This window comes from Streptomyces sp. NPDC048664, from assembly GCF_040650555.1.
Classification (GTDB): Bacteria; Actinomycetota; Actinomycetes; order Streptomycetales; family Streptomycetaceae; genus Streptomyces.
The window spans coordinates 1-21,015 of record NZ_JBEZHK010000034.1 but is presented as its reverse complement, the minus strand read 5'-3'; the positions used below and the strand labels follow the sequence as shown (position 1 = coordinate 21,015).

Annotated in this window: 18 protein-coding genes, 1 pseudogene and 1 riboswitch; of the genes and pseudogenes, 9 read left to right on the top strand and 10 right to left on the bottom strand. The window is 72.6% G+C overall.

Annotated features, from left to right (window positions below; genetic code table 11):
- The first annotated feature begins 33 nt into the window (after nucleotides 1–33).
- A complete protein-coding gene (locus AB0C59_RS29105) occupies nucleotides 34–798 on the top strand; it encodes a cobalt-precorrin-6A reductase (protein WP_363009789.1) in 765 nt (254 codons plus the stop codon).
- A gap of 119 nt (nucleotides 799–917) precedes the next feature.
- On the opposite strand, the gene AB0C59_RS29100 is transcribed toward AB0C59_RS29105, so the two are convergent.
- The 3 genes from AB0C59_RS29100 to AB0C59_RS29090 are packed head-to-tail and all read right to left on the bottom strand — an operon-like array spanning nucleotide 918 to nucleotide 4,356.
- Nucleotides 918–2,408: a precorrin-2 C(20)-methyltransferase gene (locus tag AB0C59_RS29100; RefSeq protein ID WP_363009787.1), complete on the bottom strand. Its 1,491-nt coding sequence runs from the start codon at nucleotides 2,406–2,408 to the stop codon at nucleotides 918–920.
- The gene (locus AB0C59_RS29095; protein ID WP_363009785.1) at nucleotides 2,405–3,076 is read right to left on the bottom strand and encodes a precorrin-8X methylmutase; all 672 of its coding nucleotides are present in this window, start codon (nucleotides 3,074–3,076) and stop codon (nucleotides 2,405–2,407) included. Before AB0C59_RS29095 ends, AB0C59_RS29100 begins: the two co-directional genes overlap by 4 nt.
- On the bottom strand, nucleotides 3,073–4,356 hold the full coding sequence (locus tag AB0C59_RS29090) for a cobalamin biosynthesis protein CobG (protein WP_363009783.1): 1,284 nt from the start codon (nucleotides 4,354–4,356) through the stop codon (nucleotides 3,073–3,075). The genes AB0C59_RS29095 and AB0C59_RS29090 overlap by 4 nt, the downstream gene beginning before the upstream one ends.
- Nucleotides 4,357–4,402: 46 nt before the next feature.
- Nucleotides 4,403–4,559: riboswitch (cobalamin riboswitch) on the top strand.
- Between the two features lie 63 nt (nucleotides 4,560–4,622).
- On the opposite strand from AB0C59_RS29090, the gene cobN reads away from it, so the two are divergent.
- From cobN to AB0C59_RS29075, 3 genes are all read left to right on the top strand, one after another.
- Nucleotides 4,623–8,249: a cobaltochelatase subunit CobN gene (gene cobN / locus AB0C59_RS29085; protein ID WP_363009782.1), complete on the top strand. Its 3,627-nt coding sequence runs from the start codon at nucleotides 4,623–4,625 to the stop codon at nucleotides 8,247–8,249.
- A 159-nt stretch (nucleotides 8,250–8,408) separates the two neighbouring features.
- Nucleotides 8,409–9,050, top strand: a complete 642-nt coding sequence (locus AB0C59_RS29080) for a superoxide dismutase (RefSeq protein WP_363009780.1) — start codon at nucleotides 8,409–8,411, stop codon at nucleotides 9,048–9,050.
- 160 nt (nucleotides 9,051–9,210) lie between these two features.
- Nucleotides 9,211–9,759 (top strand): putative immunity protein, encoded by a 549-nt coding sequence (locus AB0C59_RS29075; RefSeq protein WP_363009778.1) that lies wholly within the window; start codon nucleotides 9,211–9,213, stop codon nucleotides 9,757–9,759.
- On the opposite strand, the gene AB0C59_RS29070 is transcribed toward AB0C59_RS29075, so the two are convergent.
- The gene (locus tag AB0C59_RS29070) at nucleotides 9,739–10,746 is read right to left on the bottom strand and encodes a YafY family protein (protein ID WP_363009776.1); all 1,008 of its coding nucleotides are present in this window, start codon (nucleotides 10,744–10,746) and stop codon (nucleotides 9,739–9,741) included. The genes AB0C59_RS29075 and AB0C59_RS29070 overlap by 21 nt on opposite strands.
- A 92-nt stretch (nucleotides 10,747–10,838) precedes the next feature.
- Here AB0C59_RS29070 and AB0C59_RS29065 point away from each other — a divergent pair, with 92 nt between their 5' ends.
- Together AB0C59_RS29065 and AB0C59_RS29060 are read left to right on the top strand one after the other, a co-directional pair.
- Nucleotides 10,839–11,237, top strand: coding sequence for a VOC family protein (locus AB0C59_RS29065; RefSeq protein ID WP_363009774.1), 399 nt, complete (start codon nucleotides 10,839–10,841; stop codon nucleotides 11,235–11,237).
- 95 nt (nucleotides 11,238–11,332) lie between these two features.
- Nucleotides 11,333–11,701: a GNAT family N-acetyltransferase gene (locus AB0C59_RS29060; RefSeq protein ID WP_363009772.1), complete on the top strand. Its 369-nt coding sequence runs from the start codon at nucleotides 11,333–11,335 to the stop codon at nucleotides 11,699–11,701.
- 105 nt (nucleotides 11,702–11,806) lie between these two features.
- Here AB0C59_RS29060 and AB0C59_RS29055 read toward each other — a convergent pair whose 3' ends face one another.
- The 4 genes from AB0C59_RS29055 to AB0C59_RS29040 all read right to left on the bottom strand — a co-directional run bounded on the left by AB0C59_RS29055 (nucleotide 11,807) and on the right by AB0C59_RS29040 (nucleotide 17,208).
- Nucleotides 11,807–14,026 carry an NADP-dependent isocitrate dehydrogenase gene (locus AB0C59_RS29055; RefSeq protein WP_363009770.1) on the bottom strand — a complete coding sequence of 740 codons (2,220 nt, stop codon included), beginning with the start codon at nucleotides 14,024–14,026 and terminating at the stop codon, nucleotides 11,807–11,809.
- 78 nt (nucleotides 14,027–14,104) lie between these two features.
- Complete coding sequence (locus tag AB0C59_RS29050; RefSeq protein WP_363009768.1) at nucleotides 14,105–15,220, bottom strand: mechanosensitive ion channel family protein; 1,116 nt, start codon at nucleotides 15,218–15,220, stop codon at nucleotides 14,105–14,107.
- 192 nt (nucleotides 15,221–15,412) lie between these two features.
- Complete coding sequence (locus AB0C59_RS29045) at nucleotides 15,413–16,177, bottom strand: crotonase/enoyl-CoA hydratase family protein (protein ID WP_363009766.1); 765 nt, start codon at nucleotides 16,175–16,177, stop codon at nucleotides 15,413–15,415.
- Nucleotides 16,178–16,245: 68 nt separating this feature from the next.
- On the bottom strand, nucleotides 16,246–17,208 hold the full coding sequence (locus tag AB0C59_RS29040; protein ID WP_363009764.1) for a lysylphosphatidylglycerol synthase transmembrane domain-containing protein: 963 nt from the start codon (nucleotides 17,206–17,208) through the stop codon (nucleotides 16,246–16,248).
- Nucleotides 17,209–17,513: 305 nt separating this feature from the next.
- Here AB0C59_RS29040 and AB0C59_RS29035 point away from each other — a divergent pair, with 305 nt between their 5' ends.
- From AB0C59_RS29035 to AB0C59_RS29025, 3 genes are all read left to right on the top strand, one after another.
- The gene (locus AB0C59_RS29035) at nucleotides 17,514–18,752 is read left to right on the top strand and encodes a SpoIIE family protein phosphatase (protein WP_363009762.1); all 1,239 of its coding nucleotides are present in this window, start codon (nucleotides 17,514–17,516) and stop codon (nucleotides 18,750–18,752) included.
- Between the two features lie 116 nt (nucleotides 18,753–18,868).
- The gene (locus AB0C59_RS29030) at nucleotides 18,869–19,120 is read left to right on the top strand and encodes a DUF6400 family protein (protein ID WP_363009760.1); all 252 of its coding nucleotides are present in this window, start codon (nucleotides 18,869–18,871) and stop codon (nucleotides 19,118–19,120) included.
- Nucleotides 19,107–19,313, top strand: coding sequence for a hypothetical protein (locus AB0C59_RS29025; protein ID WP_363009758.1), 207 nt, complete (start codon nucleotides 19,107–19,109; stop codon nucleotides 19,311–19,313). The genes AB0C59_RS29030 and AB0C59_RS29025 overlap by 14 nt, the downstream gene beginning before the upstream one ends.
- 18 nt (nucleotides 19,314–19,331) lie before the next feature.
- On the opposite strand, the gene AB0C59_RS29020 is transcribed toward AB0C59_RS29025, so the two are convergent.
- Both AB0C59_RS29020 and AB0C59_RS29015 read right to left on the bottom strand, forming a co-directional pair.
- Nucleotides 19,332–20,549: an FAD-dependent monooxygenase gene (locus AB0C59_RS29020; protein WP_363009756.1), complete on the bottom strand. Its 1,218-nt coding sequence runs from the start codon at nucleotides 20,547–20,549 to the stop codon at nucleotides 19,332–19,334.
- A gap of 125 nt (nucleotides 20,550–20,674) precedes the next feature.
- Nucleotides 20,675–21,015: pseudogene (locus AB0C59_RS29015) on the bottom strand (sulfate ABC transporter substrate-binding protein); the annotation flags it as partial.

The window sequence follows — 21,015 nt, the reverse complement described above, 5'->3', positions numbered from 1 at the left end:
CTCGACTCTCCTCATGAACGGACTCGGACTCCCATGCACCTGCTGATCCTCGGAGGCACCACGGAGGCCCGCCGACTCGCCGAACTGCTCGACGACATCACCGGGTTGACGGTGACCAACTCCCTCGCCGGACGCGTCGCCAACCCCCGCCTGCCCCCCGGCCGGACACGCGTCGGCGGCTTCGGCGGAGCGCAGGGGCTGGCCGCGTGGCTGCGCGAGCACGAGGTCGACGCCGTCGTCGACGCCACACATCCCTTCGCCGGAACGATCAGTTTCAACGCGGCACAGGCCGCTGCCGCCACCCATGTTCCCCTGCTCGCCCTGCGCCGCCCCGGGTGGGTCCCCGTCGAGGGCGACCGCTGGCACGAGGTGGGATCGCTGGGGGAGGCGGCCCGTTCCCTGCCCGCACTCGGGCGACGCGTGTTCCTGACCACCGGCCGCATGGGCCTGGAGGCCTTCGCGGCCCTGGACGACCTCTGGTTCCTCGTCCGCTCCGTGGACGCCCCCGAGCCCCCGTGCCCGTCCCGGATGGAGGTGCTGCTCGATCGCGGGCCCTTCGTGCTCGACGGGGAACGCGCACTGCTGCGGCGCCACCGCATCGACGTCGTGGTCACCAAGGACAGCGGGGGAGCGGCCACGGCCCCGAAACTGACCGCCGCCCGCGAGGCCGGACTGCCCGTCGTCGTGGTCCGCAGGCCGCCGACCCCGCAGGGCGTCCCCGTCGTGCCGGATCCCGCGCAGGCGGTCCTGTGGCTTCGCCAACACCTTGACCTGGGGTCCCTTCGAGGCACTGACTGACACCCGGTCCGTGCTCCACCGCGGCCGACCGCTCCGGCCGGGCCGGTCTCACCGTTCAGGAGCACGGCGGGTGGGCGCGGGAGCGGCGCCGTCCCCGGGGCGCGGCGCCGCTCGTGCTCTCACGCCTGCGGATACCGGCGCGGGGTCCAGACGATCTCCTCGCCGCCGCCGCGCCGGACCACCTGGGTCTGGGAGGAGCCCACCAGGAGGATCGTGCGCATGTCGACCTCGGCCGGATCCAGTTCGCCCAGCCGCACCACGCGCACACGCTCCTGCGGACCGCCCACGTCCCGGGCGACCACCACGGGCGTCCCCGGCTCCCGGTACTCCAGCAGCAGCTCCCGGGCCTTGCCCACCTGCCAGGTCCGGCTGTGCGAGCCCGGGTTGTACAGCGCCAGCACCAGATCCGCCGAGGCCGCCGCGCGCAGCCGCTCGGCGATGACCTCCCACGGCTTGAGCCGGTCGGACAGCGACAGGGCGGCGTAGTCGTGGCCGAGAGGGGCACCGACACGGGCCGCGGCGGCGTTGGCGGCGGTGAGACCGGGCAGCACCCGCACCGGCACGTCCAGGTAGGCGGGCTGCGAGGCCACCTCCAGGACGGCGGTGGCCATCGCGAAGACGCCGGGGTCGCCGCCGGAGACGACGGCCACCCGCCGCCCCCGCTGGGCCAGTTGAAGGGCGAACTCGGCGCGTTCGGCCTCCACCCGGTTGTCCGAGCCGTGCCGGACCTGGCCCGGCCGCTCGGGCACCCGGTCGAGGTAGGTCGTGTAGCCGACCAGGTCGTCGGCCGCGGCCAGCGCACCCCGCGTCTCGGGCGTGAGCCACAGGGGGCCGGCGGGCCCCGTGCCGACCACGACCACTTCGCCCCGCTCCCGGGCGGCGGGCCGCTCTGCGTCCACCTGGCTGGGCAGCACCGCCACCGCGAAGTACGGCACCGACTCCGCTTCCACGTCGGCCAGTTCGGCGACGCGCTCCCCGCTCATGGTGGCCCGCTCCACATAGCGGGCCTCGCTCAGGCGCCCCGAACCCTCCAACGCGCGGCGGACCTTGGGGAAGGTGCGGCCGAGCTTCATCACGACGGCCGCGTCCGTCGCGGCGAGCCGCGCGGTCAGCTCCTCCTCGGGAAGCGTGCCGGGCAGGATGGTCAGCACCTCCTCGCCCTCGGCCAGCGGGGTGCCCAGACGGGCGGCGGCGGCGGACACGGAGGTGACACCGGGGACGACCTCGGTGTCGTAGCGGTCGGCGAGCCGCTTGTGCATGTGCATGTAGGAGCCGTAGAAGAGCGGATCGCCCTCGGCGAGCACCGCCACGGTCCGCCCCGCGTCCAGGTGCTTGGCCAGCGTGGCCGCCGCCTCGGTGTAGAAGTCCTCCATCGCGCCCCGGTATCCGCCCGGGTGGTCGGTGGTCTCCGTGGTGACCGGGTAGACCAGCGGCTCCTCGACGTGATCCTCGCGCAGGTGCGCGGCCGCGATGGAGCGCGCGATGGACCGGCCGTGCCGCGCGCTGTGATAGGCGATCACGTCGGCCTCGGAGATGACCTCGACCGCCCGTACGGTCATCAGGGACGGGTCACCGGGGCCGAGACCCACCCCGTACAGCTTGCCGCTCATTCTTCCTCGCTCGCGATCGCGTTGAGCGCGGCGGCCGCGATGGCGCTGCCACCGCGACGGCCGCGCACCACCAGGTGGTCCAGCCCGGACGGATGCGCGGCCAGCGCGTCCTTGGACTCGGCGGCGCCCACGAAGCCGACCGGGACACCGATGACGGCGGCCGGCCGGGGGGCGCCTTCCTCGATCATCTCCAGCAGGCGGAAGAGGGCGGTGGGCGCGTTGCCGACCGCCACCACCGCGCCTTCCAGCCGGTCACGCCACAGTTCCAGCGCGGCGGCGCTGCGCGTGGTGCCCAGCTTCGCGGCGAGTTCCGGGACGGCCGGGTCGGACAGCGTGCAGAGCACGTCGTTGTCGGCGGGCAGCCGCTTGCGGGTCACCCCGCTGGCCACCATCTGCACATCGCAGAGGATGGGCGCGCCCGAGCGCAGCGCCTCCCGGGCGCGGGCCACCACCGCGGGCGAGTAGGACAGGTCCCGAACGAGGTCGACCATCCCGCAGGCGTGGATCATGCGCACCGCCACCTGGCTGACGTCGGCGGGCAGGCCCACCAGGTCCGCTTCGGCGCGAATGGTGGCGAAGGACTCGCGGTAGATCGCCGCACCGTCCTTCTCGTAGACATGGGTGGTCACGGTGTTCTTCTCACTGCTCTCGGTCGACTTGATGCTCATGAGGTGCTCGTCGTCAGCGCGGCGGACACACGGGAGGGATCCCTGACGGAGACGGTCCGCGGGTTCTGGCCCGCCCTGTCGGTCGACACCTGGTACCCGCCGCCGGGTGTCGCGACCACGGAGACGTGATCACCGCGGGGATGCCCGCACCGTCGTTCGCACCCGGACCAGTACAGGGGGAGGCCGGGTCCGCCGGTCGCGTCGAGGGCGCCGGCGGCGTCCGCCCGGACATCGGCGTGCGCCTTGGCGCACCCGGGGCGGCCGACGCAGGCCCCGACCCGGAGCCAGGGCGACGCGGGGTCGCCGACCAGGCCGGTCGCGGTGAGGCGCGCGAGCGTCCCGGCCGCCCGGGAGGCGGCCGCGCCCGCGGTGGGCAGGACGACACCGCGCCAGGGGGTCAGTCGGAGCTCGGTGTCGCAGACACGCGTCAACTCCTCCCACTGGCGGGCCGAGAAACGCCCCAGCGGAACATGGACGGACACGGCACCGTCGAGGACACCTGGCGCGGGGCCGGACGCGGCGCCCACCGGTTCGGGACACTCCTCGTGGCCGATCCCCTCGGCCTCCAGCCGCTGACGGACCAGGCGATCCATCGCACCCTCGGGCAGCGCGAGTTCGGACACCCGCCAGGCTCGCGCTCCCTGCGACCGTGCCGCCTGAAGGAACACCTCGGCGGCCGTCAGCGCCGCGCGGGCCGCGTCGCCGGCACTCACCCGCACCGCCCCCGGCGAGAGCCACGCGCCCCCGTCCGCGACCGCACGCACCAGGACGTCGGCGCCCAGACCGGACACGTCGCCGCGCCCGTCGTCCAGGGCGAACAGGAACCGGCCCGACAGATCCCTGGCCGCCCGGCTCGCGCACAACGCCGCGTCCAGCTCCGTCAGCCAGGGCCGTACGTCGCCGAGGCCGCGGCCGTCGAGGCCCGACAGGGGCGAGGCGACGACGTTGCGCACCCGCTCGTGCTCCCTCGACGGCAGCAGACCGGCCGCGTCCAGCGTCCGTGCCAGCTCCGGCCCGCACCCGTCCTTCAGCGCGCGCAACTGCACGTTGCCGCGGGAGGTCAGGTGCAGGTCGCCGTCCCCCAGCCGTCGGGCCGCGATCCCGAGGGCCCGCGCCTGATCGGCGGTCAGCACGCCGCCGGGCACCCGGACGCGAGCCAGGGCCCCGTCGTCCGCCGTGTGCAGGCGCAGTGTCCCCGGGCAGGCGTCACCGCGCCCCCGCGAAACCGGTGTGGCCTGGGGCGATGGGGAGGGAGCTGCCGTGGGCATGGCGGTGAGCATACCTACCATCACACCCGCTGTATGCCCCACCCTGTTTCCATGGCCCTTACTATGCTTTCCCAGTGGATCACCTGATCCACGAACCGCCACGACGGCGACAAGGGGAGGAAGCCGGTGCGAATCCGGCGCGGTCCCGCCACTGTGAGCCGGCCTTCGACAGCCGTGCGAGTCAGGAACTCCCTTCCCCCGCGTTCGGCTTCGTCCGAGGGGGAGACCCATCTCCCACACTGCCCGGGGCGCGGACCCCGAGGAAGGCCAGGCGACGCATGCCCACTCCGTCCGGGGAACGTGCACCGCACACCCGCCAGATCCTGCTCCTGTCGACGTCCGACACCGATCTGCTCAGCGCCCGCGCGGCCGGTGGTCCGGTCCCCTACCGCTTCGCCAACCCGGCCCGTCTCGCCCTGGAGGACCTCCCGGCCCTCCTGGACGGGGTCGACCTGGTGGTCGTGCGGCTCCTGGGCGGCCTCCGCGCCTGGCAGGACGGTCTCGACCTGCTGCTCGCGGACGGCCGCCCGGTGGTCGTCCTGAGCGGTGAACAGGCCCCGGACGCACAGTTGATGGCCGCCTCCACCGTCCCCGTGGGCCTCGCGGCCGAGGCCCACGCCTATCTGGCCCACGGCGGCCCCGCCAACCTGGAGCAGCTCGCCCGCTTCCTCTGCGACACGGTGCTGCTCACCGGGTACGGCTTCGAGGCGCCCGCGCCCTCCCCGACCTGGGGTGTGCTGCCCCGCGAGGCGGGGACCGCGGACGGCCCGAGCGTGGCCGTCCTGTACTACCGGGCCCACCACATGAGCGGCAACACCGCCTTCGTGCACGCCCTGTGCGACGCCGTCGAGGACGCGGGCGGCCGGCCGCTGCCCCTGTACGTGGCGTCGCTGCGCGCACCCGAACCCGAGCTGATCGAGCGGCTGCGCACCGTCGACGTGATCGTCACCACCGTCCTGGCCGCGGGCGGCACCAAGCCCGCCGAGGCGTCGGCCGGGGGCGACGACGAGTCCTGGGACGCGGGCGCGCTCACCGCCCTGGACGTCCCGATCCTCCAGGCGCTCTGCCTGACCGGCTCACGCGCCTCCTGGGAGGAGAACGACGAGGGCGTCTCCCCGCTGGACGCGGCCAGCCAGATCGCGGTCCCCGAGTTCGACGGCCGCCTGATCACCGTCCCGTTCTCCTTCAAGGAGATCGACGCCGACGGCCTGCCGGCCTATGTCGCCGACCCCGAGCGCGCTGCCCGCGTCGCGGGGATCGCCGTACGGCACGCCCGACTTCGCCACATCCCGGCCGCCGACAAGCGGCTCGCGCTCGTCCTGTCCGCCTACCCGACCAAGCACTCCCGCATCGGCAACGCGGTCGGACTGGACACCCCCGCCAGCGCGGTGGCCCTCCTGCGCCGTCTGCGCGAGGAGGGATACGACTTCGGCGACACGGACGTCCCCGGGCTGGTCTCCGGTGACGGCGACGAGCTGATCCGCGCGCTGATCGAGGCCGGCGGCCACGACCAGGACTGGCTCACCGAGGAGCAACTGGCGCGCAACCCGGTGCGCGTCCCGGCGGCCGACTACCGTCGCTGGTTCGCCACGCTGCCCGAGGAACTGCGCACGGCGGTGGAGGAGCACTGGGGTCCGGCGCCGGGCGAGATGTTCGTCGACCACAGCCGCAACCCGGAGGGCGACATCGTCCTCGCCGCCCTGCGCTTCTCCCACCTGCTGATCCTCATCCAGCCCCCGCGCGGCTTCGGCGAGAACCCGATCGCCATCTACCACGATCCGGACCTCCCCCCCTCCCACCACTACCTGGCCGCCTACCGCTGGATCGCCACCCCCGCCGCCGACGGCGGTTTCGGCGCCGACGCGATGATCCACCTCGGCAAGCACGGCAACCTGGAGTGGCTGCCCGGCAAGAACGCCGGCCTGTCCGCCGCCTGCGGTCCCGACGCGGCCCTCGGCGACCTGCCCCTGGTCTACCCCTTCCTGGTCAACGACCCCGGCGAGGGCACCCAGGCCAAGCGCCGCGTCCACGCCACCCTGGTCGACCACCTCGTCCCGCCGATGGCCCGCGCCGACTCCTACGGCGACATCGCACGCCTGGAACAACTCCTGGACGAGTACGCCCAGATCTCCTCCATGGACCCGGCGAAGCTCCCGGCGATCCGCGCCCAGATCTGGACCCTCATCCAGGCCGCGCGCCTCGACCACGACCTCGGCCTCGAGGACCGCCCCGAGGACGACGGCTTCGACGACTTCCTGCTGCACGTCGACGGCTGGCTCTGCGAGGTCAAGGACGCGCAGATCCGCGACGGACTGCACGTCCTCGGCAACCCGCCCGTCGGGGACGACCGGGTCAACCTGGTCCTCGCCATCCTGCGCGCCCGCCAGATCTGGGGCGGCGCCACGGCCCTGCCCGGTCTGCGCGAGGCGCTCGGGCTGGACGAGTCCGCCGCGACCCGTACGACCGCCGACGAGGCGGAGGCCACGGCCCGCGCCCTGGTCCAGGCCATGGAGGACGCGGGCTGGGACCCGGCCGCCGTCCCGACCGAGCACGGCGAACAGGTCGCCCGCATCCTGCGGTTCGCCGCGGACGAGGTCGTGCCCCGCCTGGCCGCGACCACGGCCGAACTCGACCACACCGTCCACGCGCTGGCCGGTGGCTTCGTCCCGGCGGGGCCCTCCGGGTCCCCCCTGCGCGGCCTGGTCAACGTCCTGCCGACCGGCCGCAACTTCTACTCCGTCGACCCCAAGGCGGTCCCGTCCCGCCTGGCCTGGGAGACCGGCCAGGCGCTCGCCGACTCCCTCCTGGAGCGCTACCGCGCCGACAACGGCGAGTGGCCCACCTCCGTCGGCCTCTCCCTGTGGGGCACGAGCGCCATGCGCACCGCCGGCGACGACGTGGCCGAGGCCCTCGCCCTGCTCGGCGTCCGCCCGGTCTGGGACGACGCCTCGCGCCGCGTGACGGGCCTGGAGCCCATCCCCCAGGAGGAGCTGGGCCGCCCCCGCATCGACGTCACCCTGCGCATCTCCGGCTTCTTCCGCGACGCGTTCCCACACACCGTCGGCCTGCTGGACGACGCCGTACGCCTGGCCGCGTCGCTGGACGAGCCGGCCGAGGCGAACCACGTGCGGGCCCACGTCCAGGCGGACCTGGCGGCCCACGGCGACGAACGCCGTGCCACCACCCGCATCTTCGGCTCCCGCCCCGGCACCTACGGAGCCGGACTGCTCCAGCTCATCGACTCCCGCGACTGGCGCACCGACGCCGACCTCGCCGAGGTCTACACGGTCTGGGGCGGTTACGCCTACGGCCGTGAACTCGACGGCCGCCCGGCCCGCGAGGAGATGGAGACGGCGTACCGGCGGATCGCCGTGGCCGCCAAGAACACGGACACCCGAGAGCACGACATCGCGGACTCCGACGACTACTTCCAGTACCACGGCGGCATGGTCGCCGCGGTCCGCGCCCTGCGCGGCACGGCCCCCGAGGCGTACATCGGCGACTCCACCCGCCCCGAGACGGTCCGCACCCGCACCCTCGTCGAGGAGACCTCCCGCGTCTTCCGCGCCCGTGTCGTCAACCCGAAGTGGATCGAGGCGATGCGCCGCCACGGCTACAAGGGTGCCTTCGAACTCGCCGCCACGGTGGACTACCTGTTCGGCTACGACGCCACGACGGGCGTGATCGCCGACTGGATGTACGACAAGCTCACCGAGACCTACGTCCTGGACCCGGCCAACCGAGAGTTCCTGCACCAGGCCAACCCCTGGGCCCTGCACGGCATCGCCGAGCGCCTCCTGGAGGCCGAGTCGCGGGGGATGTGGGCCAAGCCCGATCCGGCGGTGCTGGAGCAACTGCGGCAGGTGTACCTGGACACGGAAGGGGACCTGGAGGGCGAGGACTGACCGGAGCCCGGCCCGACCCGGCCGGCCCGTCCGTGCGTGGCAGCGTCCCCGGGGCGCTGCCACGCACTTGTTTGTCCCGGGCGCCTGATCGCAAGGTGGAGTTCCTACTGCTAACGTGCACTTGCATAAGATTCGCAATAACGTCGGAGGACGTTGGACATGGCGCTTTACACGCTCCCGGAGCTTCCGTACGACTACTCGGCGCTCGCCCCCGTGATCAGTCCCGAGATCATCGAGCTGCACCACGACAAGCACCACGCGGCGTACGTGAAGGGCGCGAACGACACGCTGGAGCAGCTGGCGGAGGCGCGGGACAAGGAGTCCTGGGGCTCCGTCAACGGCCTGGAGAAGAACCTGGCCTTCCACCTCTCCGGCCACATCCTGCACTCCATCTACTGGCACAACATGACCGGTGACGGCGGCGGTGAGCCGCTGGAGAAGGACGGCGTGGGCGAACTCGCGGACGCCATCGCCGAGTCGTTCGGCTCGTACGCCGGATTCAAGGCCCAGCTGACCAAGGCCGCCGCCACCACGCAGGGTTCGGGCTGGGGCGTCCTCGCCTACGAGCCGCTCAGTGGGCGGCTGATCGTGGAGCAGGTCTACGACCACCAGGGCAACGTCGGCCAGGGCTCGACCCCGATCCTGGTCTTCGACGCCTGGGAGCACGCCTTCTACCTCCAGTACAAGAACCAGAAGGTCGACTTCATCGAGGCGATGTGGGCCGTCGTCAACTGGCAGGACGTGGCCAGGCGCTACGCCGCCGCCAAGGAGCGCGGCGACAGCCTGCTGCTCCGTCCCTGACGGCGCCGGCACCCGGATGTCCTGCCCGTGATCGTCTTCTCACCCTTCACCGGCAGGCGCGCGGAGGTTCCCACCGGCTCCTCGCCGGTGGGAACCTCCTGTGTTCTCCGGACACCGGATGACCCTGCCGGTCGCCCGACGCGCGGGCGAAGATGGGCACATGACAGGAGAAGCGAGCGAGATCGCTCTGAGCAAGCAGGACCTTCGCGCGATCACCGCGTTCGCCGCGGCGTGCGCGGAGGAGGCGCTCACGGTGTTCGAGGCCGATCAGCCGGACGACTCGCGGCCCCGGGAGGCCGTCGGTGCCGCGTGGGAGTTCGCGCGGGGCGGCGAGCGCGGGAAGTCCCTGCGCGACACTGCGTCGGCGGCCCTCAAGGCGGCCAAGGGCACGGACACGGCGGCCGCGCGCGAGGCGGCATGGGCGGCGATGTCCGCGGCAGGCGCCGCGTATCTGCATCCGCTGGCCAAGGCCACCCAGGTCAAGCACATCCTCGGAGCCGCCGCCTACGCGGCCAGGGCGGCCGAACTCGTCGCCGGCGACGATCCGGGCGTGGGCGCCGAACACCTCGAACGAGCGGTGCGCCGTGCGACTCCCACCGTCGTCGACGTGCTCGGACGATTCCCGGCGGCACCCGGTGGGGGCGGAAGGGTGGGGGAGTTGATCCGTACGCTGGACGCCGACCTGCGGTCACCCACCCTCTTCGAGTGACGTTCCGGCGCGACGGGCGCGGGAGGCGAGGCGGTCGGCGAACGCGGTGACGAGGCCGCGCAGTTCCTCGGGGCGCTCGATGACGAACGGCCGGTCGAGGGAGGCGAGCACCGGCGGCAGCCAGTCGAGTTCCTGCACCCGCAGTTCGACGCGCAGCCAGCGTTCGGCCGCCGGATCCGCTCCTGCCGGAGGCTCCTCCAGGCTCGCCACGCCGGCCGGAAGGCGGGCGCGGATCCGATCGGCCGTCCCGTGGATCCGCAGGGACACCTCGTAGCGGTACGCGGCCGTGGCGAACCCCGACAACACGCGCTGCGCCGGATCGAGTCCGGCGGGCACCTCGAACGAGCCGGGCAGGGTCCGCGCGGACGTGATGCGGTCGAGCCGGAAGGTCCGGTCCTCGCCGATGTCGGGGTCCGTGCCCGTGACGTACCACCGGCCCCCATGGGCGACGATCCCGTACGCGTGCAGCGGGCGTTCGCTGCGCCGGCCGTCGCGGTCGGTGTACCTGATCGAGACCGGCCGCCGGCTGCGCACCGCGTCGGCGACGGTGAGCAGTACCTCGGCGTCCGGGTGCGCGAACCGGCCGGGCGCGGTCGTGAAGGCGAGGGAGTCCAGGACCGTGTCGAGCCTGCGGGACAGGCGCTCGGGCAGCACCCTGCGGATCTTGGCCGCCGCCGTCTCGCTCGCCGTGTCCGACGTCGTCGTCAGCCCTTCCCGGCGGCCGGCGACCAGGCCGAGCAGCACGGCGAGCGCCTCGTCGTCGCTGAGCATGAGCGGAGGCAGGCGGTATCCGGCGGCGAGCCGGTAGCCGCCGTAGCGGCCCCGCACCGCCTCCACCGGCACGTCGAGGTCGACCAGCCGGTCCACGTACCGCCGCACGGTCCGCCCGTCGACGCCGAGCCGGTCGGCGAGTTCGGCCACCGTCCGGATGCCGCCCGACTGCAGCAGCTCAAGAAGGGTCAGCACGCGCACGGTGGGTCGGGACATGATCCCAGTCTACGGAGAATAGCGGACCGATTCTGTCCTCTATCTGTCCTAGCCTGCGGAGTACAGCGGCTCCACCAACCTGGGAGAACACCATGGACTTCGTCTCGATCCGCGTCATCACCAGCGACGTCGCACGCCTCGTCGGGTTCTACGAGAAGGCCACGGGGGTGCAGGCGGCCTGGGCCGGCGAGGACTTCGCCGAACTCCGGACCGCCACCGCCACCCTCGCGATCGCCGGCACCCGCACCGTCCCCCTGTTCGCTCCGGGCTCGGCCCGACCGGCGGACAACCACAGCGTGATCATCGAGTTCCTCGTCGACGACGTGGACCGCGTGCACGAGAACCTGACCGGCGTCGTCGCCGACTTCGTCCAGGAGCCCACCACGATGCCCTGGGGCAACCGGTCGCTGCTCCTGCGCGACCCCGACGGCACCCTGGTCAACTTCTTCACGCCGGTCACCCCGGCCGCCATCGAGAAGTTCGCCCGCTGACCCTCTCCGCGCCCCTGTCCGTCCGGGTCCGTACGCTGCTGCACGAGGCATCCGCGCCCGCCGCGGCGTCGACCCGCAGACAGAAAGGCTCCCCCATGAACGATCCGTCCTCCGAGACGTCCCCCGAGCCCTCCTTGGGTGCGAATGTGTCGGTCGAACGGGACGACGCCCGGCACCGGTACGAGATCCTGGTCGACGGTGAGCGGGCCGGTCTGGCCGCCTACCGCGACCGGGGCGCGCAGCGCGTCTTCCATCACACGGTCGTCTTCGACGCCTTCGCCGGACGGGGCCTTGCGGGGCGGCTGGTCCAGCAGGCGCTGACCGACACCCGCGAGGCCGGGCTGCGTATCGTGCCCGTCTGCCCCTACGTGGCCAAGTACCTGGTCAAGCACGGGGAGTTCGCCGACATCACCGACCCCGTCACCCCGGAGGTCCTCACGTGGCTGGAGACGGAACTCGGCTGACGCCCCCCGGACCCGCACAGCCCTCGCGGCGGACACGCGAACCGCCCCGGCCGGATCGGATCCGGCCGGGGCGGCTGTCGTACGGCTGTGCCGCGCGGGGGTGGCTCAGACGAGGGACGCCAGCGCCTGGTTCCAGGTGGCCGACGGGCGCATGACGGCGGCGGCCTTGGCCGGGTCGGGCTGGTAGTAGCCGCCGATGTCGGCGGGCTTGCCCTGGACGGCGTTCAGCTCGTCGACGATCGTCTGCTCGTTCGCGGTGAGCGTCTCGGCCAGCGGCGCGAAGGCCTTGGCCAGCTCCGCGTCGTCGGTCTGCCCGGCCAGCTCCTGCGCCCAGTACAGGGACAGGAAGAAGTGGCTGCCGCGGTTGTCGATGCCGCCGAGGCGACGGGTCGGGGACTTGTCCTCGTTGAGGAAGGTCGCCGTGGCGCGGTCGAGGGTGTCCGCGAGCACCTGGGCACGCTGGTTGCCCGTGGTCTTCGCGTACTGCTCCAGGGACGGCACCAGGGCGAAGAACTCACCGAGGGAGTCCCAGCGCAGGTAGTCCTCCTTGACCAGCTGCTGGACGTGCTTGGGGGCGGAGCCGCCCGCGCCCGTCTCGAACAGGCCGCCGCCCGCCATCAGCGGGACCACCGACAGCATCTTGGCGCTGGTGCCCAGCTCCAGGATCGGGAACAGGTCGGTGAGGTAGTCGCGCAGCACGTTGCCGGTGACGGAGATGGTGTTCTCGCCGCGGCGGATGCGCTCCACGGACAGCTTGGTCGCCTCGACCGGGGACAGGACGCGGATGTCCAGGCCCTCGGTGTCGTGCTCGGTCAGGTACTGGCGGACCTTGGCGATCAGGTTGGCGTCGTGGGCGCGGGTCTCGTCCAGCCAGAAGACCGCCGGGTCGCCGGTGGCGCGGGCGCGCGTGACCGCGAGCTTCACCCAGTCCCTGATCGGGGCGTCCTTGGTCTGGCAGGCCCGGAAGATGTCGCCCGCCGAGACCGCCTGCTCCAGGACGACCTCGCCGGCCTGGTCGACCAGGCGGACCGTGCCGGTGACCGGGATCTCGAACGTCTTGTCGTGGCTGCCGTACTCCTCGGCCTTCTGCGCCATGAGACCGACGTTCGGGACCGAGCCCATCGTGGCCGGGTCGTAGGCGCCGTTGGCGCGGCAGTCCTCGATCACGGCCTGGTAGACGCCCGCGTAGGAGGAGTCCGGCAGGACCGCGAGGGTGTCGGCCTCCTGGCCGTCCGGGCCCCACATGTGGCCGGAGGTGCGGATCATGGCCGGCATCGAGGCGTCGACGATGACGTCGGAGGGGACGTGCAGGTTGGTGATGCCCTTGTCGGAGTCCACCATGGCCAGCGCCGGGCCCTCGGCCAGCTCGGCCTCGAACGACGCCTTGATCTCGGCGCCCTCGGGCAGGTTCTCCAGGCCCTTGAAGATGCCGCCCAGACCGTCGTTCGGGGTCAGGCCGGCGGCGGCGAACGTCTCGCCGTACCGCGCGAAGGTCTTCGGGAAGAAGGCGCGCACCACGTGGCCGAAGACGATCGGGTCCGAGACCTTCATCATCGTGGCCTTCAGGTGCACGGAGAAGAGGACGCCCTCCTCCTTGGCGCGCGCGACCTGGGCGGTCAGGAACTCGCGCAGCGCGGCGACGCGCATCACGGAGGCGTCCACGACCTCGTCGGCGAGCACCGGTACCGACTCGCGCAGCACCGTGGTGGAGCCGTCGTCGCCCTTCAGCTCGATGCGCAGCGCACCGGCCTCGGACATCACCACGGACTTCTCGGTGGAGCGGAAGTCGTCCACGCCCATGGTCGCCACATCGGTCCTGGACTCGGCGGTCCAGGCGCCCATGCGGTGCGGGTGGGTCTTGGCGTAGTTCTTCACCGAGGCGGGGGCGCGGCGGTCGCTGTTGCCCTCGCGCAGGACCGGGTTCACGGCGGAGCCCTTGACCTTGTCGTAACGGGCGCGGATGTCCCGCTCCTCGTCGGTCTTCGGCTCGTCCGGGTAGTCCGGCAGCGCGTAGCCCTGGCCCTGGAGCTCGGCGACGGCGGCCTTCAGCTGCGGGACGGAGGCCGAGACGTTCGGCAGCTTGATGATGTTCGCGGCGGGGGTCTTCGCCAGCTCGCCCAGCTCGGCGAGGTGGTCGTCGATCCGCTGGTCCGCGCCCAGGTACTCGGGGAAGAGCGCGAGGATGCGCCCGGCCAGCGAGATGTCCCGGGTCTCCACGGCGACCCCCGCCTGCGCGGCGTAGGCCCGGACCACCGGCAGGAAGGAATACGTCGCCAGGGCCGGGGCCTCGTCAGTGTGTGTGTAGATGATGGTCGAGTCAGTCACCGGGTGCTCCGCTCCACGTCTGCAACATTGCTCGACATCAAGATATCTCGTGACGGACCCGGGTTCGACAGGGGTCGCTCACCTGTCCAGCAGCGCGGCGGTGCCCATGCCCTCCTGCCCCGCGGCCGGCATGCCCACGCCCGCCCGCTGGTGCGGTATCACGGCGGAGTGCTGCTGGAGCGCGACCGTCCGCGCGGGTGCCGGGATGCGGATGCCCTCGTCCCGGTAGCGCCGGTGCAGGCGCTTGATGAACTCGTGCTTGATCCGGTACTGGTCGCTGAACTCGCCGACGCCGAGGATCACCGTGAACCCGATGCGGGAGTCGCCGAACGTGTGGAAGCGGATGGCCGGCTCGTGGTCCGGGATCGCACCGGTGATCTCCGCCATCACCTCGGCGACGACCTCGGTGGTGACCTTCTCGACCTGGTCCAGATCGCTGTCGTAGCCGACCCCCACCTGCACGAGGACCGTCAGCTTCTGCTCGGGACGGGTGTAGTTGATCATGTTCGTCCGGGCGAGCTGCCCGTTGGGGATGACGACGAGGTTGTTGGAGAGCTGGCGGACGGTGGTCTGGCGCCAGTTGATGTCCACGACATAGCCCTCCTCGCCGCTGCTCAGCCGGATGTAGTCGCCGGGCTGCACGGTCTTCGAGGCCAGGATGTGGATGCCCGCGAAGAGGTTCGCGAGGGTGTCCTGGAGAGCGAGCGCGACCGCCAGACCGCCCACGCCCAGCGCGGTGAGCAGCGGCGCGATGGAGACGCCGAGCGTCTGCAGCATCACCAGGAAGCCCATGGCCAGCACCACGACCCGGGTGATGTTCACGAAGATCGTGGCCGAACCGGCGACCCCGGACCGCGACTGGGTGACCGTGCGCACCAGACCGGCGATCACCCGGGCCGCGGTGAGCGTCACCACGAAGATCAGCGCGACGCTCAGGATCTGGTCGACGTGGTGCCGCACCGTCCGGGTCAGCGGCAGCACCGCCGCCGCGGCGGCCGCGCCGCCGGCGACGGCGGCCCACGGGACCACGGTCCGCAGCGCGTCCACGATCACGTCGTCGCCGCCCCACCTGGTGCGGCTCGCGTGCCTGCCCAGCCAGCGCAGCAGCATGCGCAGCAGGAACGCGGCCACCAGGCCGGCGGCCAGGGCGATCGAGGCGACGATCAGGTCGTCGAGGGTGACGGCGCGGTTCACCGGCCACCTCCCATGCCGAAGGGAGGGCCCCAGGGCCGGATGTGAGGATTCGTCACTTGCCACCTGCTCGGATCACGGAACGTACGCCTGCGCCTCCGGCGGGTGTCGACGGCCGGGGCGGGTCACTCATCCTGCCGTATCCCGCCGGCGGTTCGTCACCGGGTGGGCCCCCGCCGCCACTTGGCGCGCGCGTCACAGATCGGTGAACGACCCGTGCCGTCCCGCACCCGCGGCGAACCGGGCGGCGCCCTGAAGGCCCTTCGCCAGCACGTCCGTCCCGTACCGCAGTTCACCCCGCAGTGCCGTCCGCTCGTCCAGGCCCTCCTGGTCGAGCACGGAGGCGCGGTCGCCGCGCAGGCAGTCCTGCGGGAAGCGGCCGATCCGCTCGGCCAGTTCCTCCGCCTCGGCCCGGGCGCGGCCCGTGGGCACGACACGGTTGGCGAGCCCGATCTCCCGCGCCTCCCTGGCCGTGACCGGGCGCCCGGTGAGGATCATGTCCATCGCGCGGCTGGTCCCGATCAGCCGGGGCAGCCGCACCGTCCCGCCGTCGATGAGCGGGACGCCCCAGCGGCGGCAGAAGACGCCGAACACCGCGTCCTCCTCGGCCACCCGCAGATCGCACCACAGTGCCAGCTCCAGGCCGCCGGCCACCGCGTGCCCGGCGACCGCCGCGATCACCGGCTTCGACAGCCGCATCCGGGTCGGCCCCATCGGGCCGTCCCCGTCCTCGGCCACCCGGTTGCCGCGCTCGGACCCGACCGCCTTGAGGTCCGCGCCCGCGCAGAACGTCCCGCCCTCGCCCCACAGCACCGCCACCCGCGCCGTGTCGTCCGCCTCGAACGCGCGGAAGGCGTCAGCGAGCGCGGCGGCGGTCGGCCCGTCCACCGCGTTGCGCGCCTCGGGGCGGGAGAGGACGACGGTGGTGACGTGTCCCTGGCGTTCGATCCGGACCGGCATCGGCTGTCCCTTCGGAGGGTGGGAGGGCTGGCCCGCCGAGGCTACTCGCCAGTAGTGGCCGTCCGGTGTCAGATCACCTTCAGCCGCACCAGCGCCCCCAGCGTGAGCGCGCCCGGCAGCAGCGGCAGCCACACCGTGATGATGCGGAACGCCAGCACCACGGCCGTCGCCACGGCCGCCGGGCCGCCCGCCGCGACGAGGGCCACCACCAGGGCCGCCTCCACCGAGCCGATCCCGCCCGGCGTGGGCACGGCCGCGACCGCGAGCGTCGCCGCGAGGTAGGCGATCGCCATGTGCGCGGGCGGCACCGGGAGCTCCAGCGCCCGCCCCACCGCGGCCAGCCCGGCAGCCTGGAGCACCGGGAAGGCCAGCGATCCGCCCCACAGGGCCAGCGCCCTGGCGGGCCGGGTGTGCACCGTGCGGGCCTCGCCCAGCGCCGTGCGCAGGAAGGCCAGCACCGCCGTCCGCAGTCGCCGTACCGCGACGATCACGGTGGCTGCGGCGCACACCGCCCCGGCCGCGGCGAACAGCAGCGGACCGGCGGCCGAGGACGGGAGGACTCCGCCGAGACGCAGCGCGCCCGGGAAGGCGAGGACCAGGCCGAGGAGCAGGGCGGTCCGGGTGATGGCCTCGGCGAGCATGTAGAGCGCGAGGGCCGCCGACGAACGGGCCAGCGGTACCCCGCACACCGTCATGAAGCGCAGGTTGACCGCGCCGGCGCCCAGGCCGGTGGGGAGCAGGTGGTTCGCCGCGCCCGCCGCGAACTGGGTGGCGAGCAGCCGGCGCGCGGGCAGCCGCTGCACCACCGCGCCCTGCCGGGTGAACGCGGCGGCGACCCAGGTCAGACAGGTCGCGCCGGCGGCCACCAGCAGCCACGGCCATTCCGCCGTCCGCAGATGCCCGAACCCCTGTGCGAGCACCGACCGCTGTCGTACCGCGACCACGAGCACGAGCGCGAGCGGGAGAAGGCACAGGATCCGGCGGACGGGGACACGTCCGGGGAGTCCCTGGGGGAGGCGTACGGCAGTCACACCGGGAGAGGTTCTCCGCGCCGCACCAACACGAGGTTGCGTCCGCGCGGACGCGGCCTGACGCCTGTGCCATAGGTCGGGCTCGAAGCCGTCGCACGCGCCGGGGGTGCCGGGTTCGATCATGCGCGCCGCGCGCGGGTCGCGTTGTCCATGCGTACTCGTACGGCCGCGCCCGCCTCCCGTCTCAACGGCACCCGGGGGTTTCTCCCTGACGCCGCCGGGATCCGCGCGAGGCTCCCTGAGGCGGGCGGCGGCGGGAAGGGGCGATAGTGGGGGAGGGGCGGCTCAGGAAGGAGGCGGTCACGATGCCGGTGATGGACTACGCGGCCCTGTTCGCCGCCACGCCGAGCCCCTACCTCGTGCTGACCCCCGACCTGGTGATCGCGGAGGTCAACCAGGCCTATCTGGACGCGACCAACCGCAGCCGCGAGGAACTGCTGGGACAGCACATCTTCGAGGCCTTCCCCGACAACCCGCAGGACCCGGACGCCGACGGGGTGCGCAACCTGAGCGCCTCGCTGCACCGGGTGCTGATCTCCCGGCGGCCCGACACGATGGCGCTCCAGAAGTACGACATCCCGGTGGTGGGCCGGCCCGGTGTCTTCGAGGAACGCTGGTGGTCGCCCGTCAACACGCCGATCCTCGACGAGAACGGCGGCGTGGCGTGGATCATCAACCGCGTCGAGGACGTCACCGCCTACATGCAGACCCACGCCAGGGACGGCTGGAGCCCGTCCAAGCAGCTCACCGAGCGTGAGGCCCTGGAGGCCGAGCTGTACGCGCGCGCCCGTGAGCTGCAGCGGCTGAACGAGGAGCTGCGGCTCGCGCACACCCGTGAGCGCAAGGTGGCGGTCGCCCTTCAGGAAGCCATGCTCCAGGCGCCCGACCTGGCCCGGCACGAGAACGTGGCGGTGCGCTATCTGCCCGCCACCGGCTCGCTGAACGTCTGCGGCGACTGGTACGACCTGATCGACCTGTCCGAGACCCGCTTCGCGGTGGCGGTCGGTGACGTCGTGGGCCACGGCCTGGAGGCCGCGGCGGTGATGGGGATGCTCCGCAGCGCGCTCAGCGCGGCCATCCGCGCGCTGGAACGGCCCGCCCAGGCCCTGGAGGTGCTGGGCCTGTACGCCCGCTCGGTCGAGGGCGCGCTGAACACGACCGCGGTCAAGGCCATGGTCGACACCCGCAGCGAGTTGATCATCTACAGCAGCGCCGGCCATCCGCCTCCCGTCCTCGTCCACGCGGACGGGACGCACGATCTGCTCGACCAGGCCACCGATCCGCCGCTCGGCGCCCGGCCCCAGCACGTGCCCCGGCCGCAGGCCGGTCAGACCTACACCCCCGGCGACACCCTGGTGCTGTACACCGACGGCCTGATCGAGCGGCGGGGCGAACACCTGGAGACCGGGCTGAACCGGCTGACCGAGGCCCTGTGCCGCTACCGGGGGCTGGATCCGGAGCGCCTGGCGGACGTCCTGCTGGCGGAGCTGGGCGTGGCCGGGGGCGCCCGGGACGACATCGCCCTGGTCGTCGTCCGTCTGTGACGGCGCGCGGGCGGTGTCACGTGACCAGGATCTCCCGGTCACTCTGTCTGAAAATCCCCCTTTCCTTGATAGAAAGGTCGAATACCTGACCGATTTGATGTTGGAAAGTCCGTTTCATGCCCCCTGAGAACACCCCCGACCAGCACCTGTTCGAGATGGACCTCTCCGTCGACGAAGCACGTCGGCGAGCGGAGTTCTTCGCGGCGATGGGACCCGACTGGGACCCGGTCGCGCGGCTGAGGGACGAGAACGAGGCGTACCGGATGCTCTACTCCGGTCTTGACGCCGAGCAGCAGGAGATCTACGACCGCCTGGTGGCGGCCGGGGTGCTGCCTCCCGGTCTCGGAGGCGCCCGTGCTTCCGATTGATCCGCACGCCGACAGGGCGCGGCGCGCCTGGCTGCCCTGCCCGCACTGCCGTGACCAGGACGGCTGCGAGGCCTGCGGTGCGGGCCGCACCTGCCATGTCCACTGGCGGTACCTGCTGTCCAGCGCGGGCCACGTGGTCCATCTGCAGTGCCCCACCTGCGCCCACATTTGGGACCAGGACACCTCCCGCTGACCCCGCCCGGCGGTGGGGTCAGCGGTCCTCGAGCCGGAAGGTGTGCAGTTCGGCGACGACCTCGTCGAAGTCCGTGTCCAGGTGCCGGGCGAACTGCTCGTCCAGATCCGCGATCCGCCCCTGCGTCCGCTGCCGATGGGCGATGCTGACCAGCGCGATCCGCTGGCAGGTGTCCACGAAGGGGCGCATCCGGCGCTCGTACGCCGTGAACGCGCCGCGGTGGTCGCCCGCGGCGGCCCTGAGTTCGTCCGCCAGCACGTAGGCGGCGGCCATCGCCATGGTGGTGCCCATGCCGGAGGCCGGGGAGGCGCAGTACCCCGCGTCGCCGAGGAGCGCGACGCGGCCGCGGGACCAGGAGTCCATGCGGATGTGCGCCACGGAGTCGAGATGGAAGTCGGTGGCGTTCCACATCTCCTTGAGCAGCCGCGGCATCTCCCACCGCGCGTGCGCGTAGGCGTCCGCCACCAGGCGCTTCTGCTCGACGACGTCGCCGGGCAGGAAGCGGGAGGGCGGCTCGGGCGAGTCGATGCCGATGAAGACGCGGGCCTCCTTGTTGTCCCGTGCGGTCATCACCAGCGCGCCCAGCAGGCCGCTGCCCGGTATCTCGTACGCCACCTCCCAGCGGTCCAGGCCGAGATGGTTGGGTGCCGACCACACGCCGAGATAGCCGCCGAGGTGGTGCAGATGGTCCTCCTCCGGCCCGAACACCAGCCGCCGGGTGGTGGAGTGCACCCCGTCGGCGCCGACGACGAGGTCGAAGGCGCGTGCCGTGCCGCTGCGGAAGACGACCCGGACCTCCCTGTCGTCCTGCTCCAGGACGTCGATGGAGTCGTCGAAGAGGTACTCGATGCCGCTGCCGCCCGCGTCGACCAGGATCCGGGCGAGGTCGTCGCGCAGGATCTCGATGTCGGGGCTGTCGATCTGGCCGCCGCTCGCGGTGTACTCGGTGGTGCGGGACAGCTCGTTGCCCTCGTCGTCGACGGTGGACATGCCCCGCAGGTCGGTGCACCGGGCGCGGACGGCGTCCAGCACCCCCATGCGCGCGGCCACCTCGAGGCCCGGGCCCCGCACGTCGATCGCCTGGCCGCCCATCCGCAGGCCGTCGGCCCGCTCCACCACGGTGACGTCGAACCCGTACCGGTGCAGCCAGTAGGCGAGGGTGGGGCCGGCGATGCTGGCGCCGGAGATCAGGACACTCGGCCGCTTCGGGCTCCGGGCTGTCGACTGCTCGCTCATGGTGGGCTCCTCATCGGCCGTCAGGTCTTGGTGCACCCAGCCTGGGCGATGCCACCGACAGATCGCCGACGGACCCGCACGGGAACCGACACGCCGCCGACACGACTGCCGGCGGCGCCCGTCGGCTACTCGGTGCCGAGACCTGCGTCGCCCGGGGTGTCCTCGCCCTCGGACCTGAGGATCCTGTCGAGCGGCCTGAGGTCGTAGATGCCCTTCAGGTTCGGCTTGTCCAGCAGGCCGGCCTTCACCGCGTGGTCGGCCTCGGTGGTCAGCGTCGAGGCCAGCGGGTCGTCCAGGAAGGTGATGGACCTCCAGGCCGGGTCGATGACGTCGGCGGGCAGCGCCTTGCCCGACAGCCCCTTGAGCGCGGCGTTCGCGGACGCCTTCGCCGCCTCGGGGTTGGCGTTGATCCACTTGTTGGTCCTGACGGAGCCGCGCAGCACGGCTTCGACGACGTCGGGGTGGG